At 61.6% G+C, this 4,435-nt stretch carries 6 protein-coding genes and 1 tRNA gene; 2 read left to right on the plus strand and 5 right to left on the minus strand.

Going from position 1 to position 4,435, the window contains the following annotated elements:
• The coding region (locus NW835_RS00755; RefSeq protein ID WP_414414263.1) for a bifunctional folylpolyglutamate synthase/dihydrofolate synthase at positions 1–1,197 on the plus strand (1,197 nt) is incomplete at its 5' end.
• Positions 1,198–1,259: 62 nt separating this feature from the next.
• Here the strand turns inward: NW835_RS00755 and NW835_RS00760 are convergent.
• From NW835_RS00760 to NW835_RS00770, 3 genes are all read right to left on the minus strand, one after another.
• A tRNA-Pro gene (locus NW835_RS00760) sits at positions 1,260–1,333 on the minus strand.
• A gap of 249 nt (positions 1,334–1,582) precedes the next feature.
• Positions 1,583–2,008, minus strand: coding sequence for an NfeD family protein (locus NW835_RS00765; RefSeq protein ID WP_414371682.1), 426 nt, complete (start codon positions 2,006–2,008; stop codon positions 1,583–1,585).
• Positions 2,009–2,087: 79 nt separating this feature from the next.
• On the minus strand, positions 2,088–2,327 hold the full coding sequence (locus NW835_RS00770; RefSeq protein ID WP_414365765.1) for a hypothetical protein: 240 nt from the start codon (positions 2,325–2,327) through the stop codon (positions 2,088–2,090).
• A 142-nt stretch (positions 2,328–2,469) separates the two neighbouring features.
• Between NW835_RS00770 and NW835_RS00775 the strand changes: the two genes are divergently transcribed.
• Positions 2,470–2,658, plus strand: a complete 189-nt coding sequence (locus NW835_RS00775; protein WP_414371680.1) for a hypothetical protein — start codon at positions 2,470–2,472, stop codon at positions 2,656–2,658.
• On the opposite strand, the gene NW835_RS00780 is transcribed toward NW835_RS00775, so the two are convergent.
• Together NW835_RS00780 and leuD are read right to left on the minus strand one after the other, a co-directional pair.
• Positions 2,640–3,716, minus strand: a complete 1,077-nt coding sequence (locus NW835_RS00780) for an SAM-dependent methyltransferase (RefSeq protein ID WP_414414264.1) — start codon at positions 3,714–3,716, stop codon at positions 2,640–2,642. The two genes, NW835_RS00775 and NW835_RS00780, sit on opposite strands and share 19 nt — an antisense overlap.
• Positions 3,713–4,315, minus strand: coding sequence for a 3-isopropylmalate dehydratase small subunit (gene leuD / locus NW835_RS00785; RefSeq protein ID WP_414414265.1), 603 nt, complete (start codon positions 4,313–4,315; stop codon positions 3,713–3,715). Before leuD ends, NW835_RS00780 begins: the two co-directional genes overlap by 4 nt.
• Between the last annotated feature and the right edge of the window lie 120 nt (positions 4,316–4,435).

Below are 4,435 nucleotides of genomic sequence, written 5' to 3' on the forward strand. Positions count from 1 at the left end.
CTGCAGCGCCTCGGCCAGCCCCAAGCGGGGATCCCGGCCATCCACGTAGCCGGCACCAACGGCAAGGGATCCGTCTGCGCCTGGGTCAGCCATGTGCTGTGGGCGGCGGGCTATCGCGTCGGTCGCTACACCTCTCCCCACCTGGTCAATTGGCGGGAGCGGATCTGGCTAAGCGGCGAGTACATTTCGCCAGGCGACTGGAGCCAGCTGTTGGCCCAAGTGCGGGACTGCCTGCAGACTTACGCTCCTGGCGAGGCTTCCCCCACCCAGTTTGAGGCCATTACCGCCGCTGCCTGGCTGTACTTTCGCCAGCAGAAGGTGGAGGTGGCGGTGATGGAGGTGGGCCTAGGGGGGCGACTGGATGCCACCAATGCCGGGATTGAGCCGGTGGTCACTGCCATCACGTCCATTGGCTGGGATCATTGGCAGCGTCTGGGCAACAGTCTGCCGCAAATTGCCTTCGAAAAAGCCGGCATCCTCAAGCCGGGGATCCCGACTGTGTGCGCACCCCAACCCCCCGAGGTGATGGCCGTGATCCGGGCCAGAGCCGAGCAGATGGGCAGTCCTCTGCGGGTGGTGGAACCTTTGCAATGGTCGGGGCCCCAGGCCGTCCGCTGGCGCGAGCAGGTACTCACCTTGCCCCTCCCCGGTGAGGTGCAACTGACCAACGCCGCGGTCGCTCTGGCCGTTTTGGAGACCCTGCAGGAGCAGGGCTGGCAGATCCCAGAAGCTGCAGTGGCCAGGGGGTTTGCCGCCACTCGGTGGCCGGGCCGTCTGCAGCGGGTGCAAGTGGGATCCCGCCGGTTGTTGCTGGATGGGGCCCACAACCTGCCCGCCGCCCAGGCGCTGCGCCGCTACCTAGACGAGCACCAGCCCGGCCCTCTCACCTGGTATATGGGCATTCTCACGACTAAAGATGTCAAGGGTATTCTTGCTACCCTGCTGCGACCGGGGGATCGCCTCTTTGCCCTGCCCATCTTCGGCCACGCCGGCACCCCTCCGGAAGAACTGGCCCACCTGGCCCAGATCCTGCAACCCCATCTTCGCTCTGTCCAGGCGCTGCCAGATCTTGCCGCTTTACAAGCCCAACTGCAGCAGCCAGCTGACCCCGGCGAGCCGCCTGCGGTCATCTGTGGATCCCTGTACCTCTTGGGCCAGGTGATGCAAGCTTGCCTGGGATGGGATCTGGCCTGCTGAGGCTCCTGCAACCAGTTTGGCCGATGGCTTGGAGATCCCTAGCGCTCCCTTTGCCAGCTCCATCGGGATGACAGGATTTGAACCTGCGGCCCTCTGCTCCCAAAGCAGATGCGCTACCAAGCTGCGCTACATCCCGCTCTTGTAATTATGGCAGATATCAGGCCGGATCCCTGCTGTAGGTTGTCGAATTCCCGCTGGGGCACCCCACCCCCAACGGCATCTTCTACTTAGAACCTGCTGAACCTGTTGGGATGGGTAGCCGCTGCAAACAGGACGGTGGACTGAGGGCGAGCTTCTTGTTCGTCTTCGCAGAGGTTCCCCGACTCCTCAGGTGTTTCCTCAAAAAAGCTTGTCCAATGAGTCTCAGCCAAGCCCCTGATCCCCCTCAAGACCTGAGCATCTGAATCGGCATCACGATCAGGGTATTGCCCTGGCGATCGACCACATAGAGCTCTTGCCCAGGTTGAATCTCCAGGTTGGGGACGCTGCACTTGGCATTCCAGGTGGAGCCGAGATAAGAGACCCGACCCCGCTCGCCCGGCGGAATGGCCGTAACTGCCCGCGCTTCCCGCGATTCCTTCAGGAGATCTTCCAACTGAGTTGAAGTAGAGGGCAGCAGACGCCGGCTGAGAACGATCAGCCCAAGGGAGAGCACAATCCAAGCCGAGAACTGGGCCCAAACCGGCCACCCCCAATAGGCCAAAAGAGCAGCCCCTAGGGCAGCCACACCCGTCGGGCCAGCCACCAGCTCCGGCAAAAACAGCTCGGAAGCAATGAGAACCAACCCAAGGCTAATCCAAGGCCAAACCATAAAACCCAGGGATCCCACCACGTTCAGTATGGCTTAAAGCGCCTGGATTCTGGGTAGGGGTTTGTTGCCGAGCTGCCAGCTAGCTGCCTAGGCGGTAGTTCTCCAAAAACTGTAAGGGATCCACCTCTGCTTGGGGAGGGTTCTTGGGTAGGTTCTTGGATTCGGCAATCCGCATCAAGGTCTCCCAGTCGGTGTTCATGACGAAGGCCACTGCTTGCCGGGCCGCCTCTCGGTGGGGGCAGGCGTCGCCCAAGACACAGCCATCTCGGCAGAGAGTGGCGCAGTCGTGCTCAGTGCTCTTGAGAGTTGGGCCAGCCATGATGTCGTTTTCTCCTAGGGTTTTACATTTTCTTCAGAATACCTGACCTGAAGAGAATCTTGCGCCTGTTGGGGATCGGAAGGGGCGCAGATAGCCTGGAGGAGGTGAGAAGACCGGTTAAGCCTAGAGGAGCAGGGGTCTTATGGAGTTTTCCCAACTGCAGGTACTGGTGGAGCGGGCTCTGGAAGATAAGAAGCTAACCCGCAGCGAGGTGGATCAAATCATCGCCGCCATCCGGGCCGATGGCAAAATCTCCCCGGAAGAGATGAGCTTGCTGGAGTCCATTCGCGAGAAGGTGCTGCGCCGAGAAATTCAGGTGGTGGAAGAGTAAGGGGCGGGGATCTCTTTTTGCAGGTAGAGGGTGACCTCGCTGCGGTTGTGAAACAGGTGGCGCGCCCTCACCACCGGGAAGGCGCTGCCCAAGATGTCTAGGGTCTGTCGGAGCACCCGCAGGCGATGCTGGTGGGGGAGCTTTAGGGTCATCACGGCTGCCCCCTGCGGCTCCAGATGAGGGGCAAAGGCCGCCATTAGATGGGCAGAGGCCCGGCCATCCATGCGCATGTCGTTGAGAATGAGGTGAAACCGCCCTGCGCAGCGGGCTAGGTAGGTTTGGGCGCTAAGGCGGTAGTGGCAAATGCCGGCATCGGAGCGGAGACGCTCGTCCAGTTCTGCCGGATCCACGGCCGTCACCTGCTGGCCATGCAGGCGCAAAATGCGCGACCAGCCCCCCGGCGCTGCCCCCAGATCTAGGGCCTGCCCTCCTGGGTGCAAAGGGATGCGAAACACCTGGATGGCTTCTAGCAACTTGAACTCAGAGCGGCTAATCTGACTGGGGTCGCGGCGGAAGCGGTGAATGCCGCCGGCCCACGTGGAGAGGTTTTGCGCTGCCCGCGACAGGCCCAGCCAAGCTCGGATCCCTGTCGGGTTGGCCAGGATCACCACCGAGATCACCTGTTGGGGATCCCTGACCTGCAGCGGCGCCCCCACTGCCGCCGCCACCTGGGCTGCTAGGGCTGCGTTGACCTGAAAGGGCTTGACGTTGAGCTTGCCAAATAGGCGCGTCTGTACAGAAAAGCTGAGGGCAGGGTCGATGGCCGCCAACAGCTCTTCGTCTAGACAGAGTTGCGTCAGGGATCCCTCGTCCAGCCAAAACTCCCGCTGGATGGGGCAGATGTGGCGCAAAAAAATAGGGGGGTTGGCCTGCCAGACCTGGGCAAGGTCGGCAAAGGAACGCTGACTGCACACCCACACTAGGCCAGGTGCCTCTGGCAAAGGCTGAAGGACGGCCTCGGGATCCGCCGCCGCAATTTCCCGCCTTGCCAGATCCAGAAAATCGGGGTCGGCGCTGCCCAGCCACAGGTGAGTAGCGGGGGGAAGAAACCTGCTCACTGGACCCGCTGCCATCGCAGATAGGGCAAGGAAGCAGCCACCTCTTGAATCCGCTCCCGGGCGGCCAGCAATTGTCCGGTGGCATCCCACGTCCCCTGCACCAGCATTTGCCAGGCCCCCTGCGGGATTTCAACAGCAGCGGCCTTGTCCTCCCAACGCACCTGTTTGTTGAGCAGATCCAGCGTTAACTGGAGCTGCGGGTTTCTGACCACTGCCTCCTGGAGAGTGTGGATCACGCTGGCGGGTGCTGTTACACAGGGGATCCCCAAACTCAGGCAGTTGCCGAAAAAGATTTCGGCAAAGCTTTCGCCGATGAGGGTGCGGATCCCCCACTTGGCCAGAGCTTGGGGGGCGTGCTCCCGGCTGGAGCCACAGCCAAAGTTGGCGTTGACCAGCAAGATCTCTGCCCCCTGGTACTGAGGCAGGTCAAAGGGATGCTGGCCGGCAGCTTGGGCACGGTCGTCGGCAAATACATGCTGGCCCAAGCCCTCAAAGGTAACGCACTTCAAGAAACGGGCCGGGATGATCCGGTCGGTGTCGATGTCGTTGCCCACCAGCGGGATCCCACGGCCCGTGATGGTCAAAACTTCGCTTGGCATGGGAATTGCAGTGAACTTCTGGACTCAAAAGCTGGGAATTGGCTTCAGGGTTTTGCAGGGTATAGCCTGGGGCAGCCTGCCAAACTCTGCTTGAGCGACGGGGCAAGCCTTGAGAACAAG

This window comes from Synechococcus sp. OH2 (assembly GCF_047462155.1).
GTDB lineage: Bacteria > Cyanobacteriota > Cyanobacteriia > Thermostichales > Thermostichaceae > Thermostichus.